The 1,950-nt window shown below is 62.3% G+C and carries 2 protein-coding genes; both read right to left on the reverse strand.

Annotation, left to right across the window (positions count from 1 at the left end):
• Positions 1-74 precede the first annotated feature (74 nt).
• Positions 75-863, reverse strand: coding sequence for an IS21-like element helper ATPase IstB (istB, locus tag AWB74_RS44215; RefSeq protein ID WP_061152758.1), 789 nt, complete (start codon positions 861-863; stop codon positions 75-77).
• Positions 860-1,870, reverse strand: coding sequence for an IS21 family transposase (istA, locus tag AWB74_RS44220; RefSeq protein WP_061152759.1), 1,011 nt, complete (start codon positions 1,868-1,870; stop codon positions 860-862). The genes istB and istA overlap by 4 nt, the downstream gene beginning before the upstream one ends.
• Positions 1,871-1,950: the final 80 nt, after the last annotated feature.

Consider the following 1,950-nt stretch of genomic DNA (forward strand, 5'->3'; position numbering starts at 1 on the left):
TGTCAACGCCGACTGAAACCTGACCCACATTCGAAGGCTTCGCCGAAGTAAATCTGACCCACCTGGGTCCAGTATCACGCGGCTACTTTCGTAGTTGTCCGCGCGCTCGTTTGTCCCGCCTTTCTCTTGTCCTTCAGTCGATAGCTCTCGCCACTGATTTGCACGATATGCGCGTGATGTAGCAACCTGTCGAGCATCGCTGCCGTCAGCGTCTGGTCATCGGCGAACGCCGTCGCCCATTGCGTAAATGGCAGGTTGCTGGTCAGGACGATTGAACCGCGCTCGTAGCGTTTCGCCACGACGTTGAAGAACAGATTCGCCTCCTCGCGCCCGAATGGCAGATAGCCGATTTCGTCGACGACCAGCAGCCTGGGCCCGATAACGGCGCGATTGAAGAACTCGCGCAGCCGGTTCTGTTGCCGCGCGGCGGCCAATTGCATCATCAGGTCGGCGGCCGTGATGAACCGTGTCTTGATGCCCGCCTGCGCCGCGCGGTATGCAAGCGCAGTCGCGATATGTGTCTTGCCGACACCGGATGGTCCGAGCAGCACGATATTCTCGGCCCGTTCGATGAACGCCAGACTCGCAAGCTCTTGAATCTGCGCACGCGGTGCGCCGCTGGCGAAGCCAAAGTCGTATTGTTCCAGCGTCTTGATACCGGGCAACGCCGCCAACTTCGTGAGCACCTGGCGCTTGCGCTCGTCGCGAGCACCGAGTTCTGCTTGCAGAAGTTGCTCCAGGAAGTCGGCCATACTCGAATCGGCTGCGGCCGCGCGTTGTGCCAGCGGCGCCCAATCGGTGGCGACGCAGTCGAGCTTCAGTTGCGCGCACAGCGCGGCGATGCGCTCATGTTGCAGATTCATGCGGCGAACTCCAGCAACGTGTCATAGACCGCCAGCGGATGCTGCAGGCTCTCACGGGGCAACACCCGGCGATTGTCGGGCGCCGCGAGCGCAGGCGCTTGAGCCGGCAATGGCAGAAGTGCCGCTCGTTCAGCATCGAGCAACACGGCTGGACGCTCGCCCGTTGTTGCGTGACGGCGCACATTGGCCACCTCTGAGAGCCATCGGCCGAGGTGCGCATTGGCGGTCTCGACGTCCAGTTTCAGCCCCGATGACTTCAGCGTCGCGGCAAGGGGCACGACGAAGCTCTCCTTGAGATAGCGGTTGAAGCGCTCGACCTTGCCCTTGGTCTTGGCTCGATATGGCCGACACACCTTCGGCGTGAAGCCGTAGGTCTCTGCAAGCGCCAGCAATTGCGGGTTCCAGCGATGCTCGCCCACACCGAACGCATCGCGCTCGATGACCACCGATTTGGCATTGTCGAACAGCACATGTTGCGGCGTGCCGCCGAAGTAGACCAGCGCTTCGCGCAGGCATTCGCACAGCGTCGCCGCGTCCTCGCGCGCGGTGAATCGCACAAAGCTCGCGCGGCTATAACCCATCGTCACGACCAGCGCGAGCAACGGCTCGCGGCCTCGACGGATGACGGTGAAATCGGCCTGCATCTGCTTGCCCGGTGGCGTCTCGAAGCGCACGACCGGTTCGGCTTCGGGATGTTTGTGGGGTGCCAGGAACGCCTTGAGCTGGCTGATGCCGCCTGCATAGCCGGCCTCCTGCACTTCGCGCAGCAGAACGGTCGCCGGAATCCAGTGCGGTCGCGCTGCTGCCACGCGCTCCAGCAGATAGTCCTTGAACGGGTCGAGCTTCGTCGTGCGCGGTTCACGCGGCTTGTACCGTCTCGCTTGTTCATCCCTTAGATAGCGACGCACGGTGTTGCGCGATAAGCCCGTCTGCCTCGCAATCTCCCGAACCGCCGTCCCGCGCCTGGCCAATACCTTGATTTCCACTGCTTGCTCCTGAGTCAGCATCGGCGGCAAAAGCCGCCATCGTCTCCCAGGTGGGTCAGTTTTATGTCGGCGACAGGGTCAGTTTTACATCGGCGCTAACA

Origin of the sequence: Caballeronia arvi, from assembly GCF_001544695.2 — a bacterium.
Lineage (GTDB): Bacteria > Pseudomonadota > Gammaproteobacteria > Burkholderiales > Burkholderiaceae > Caballeronia > Caballeronia arvi.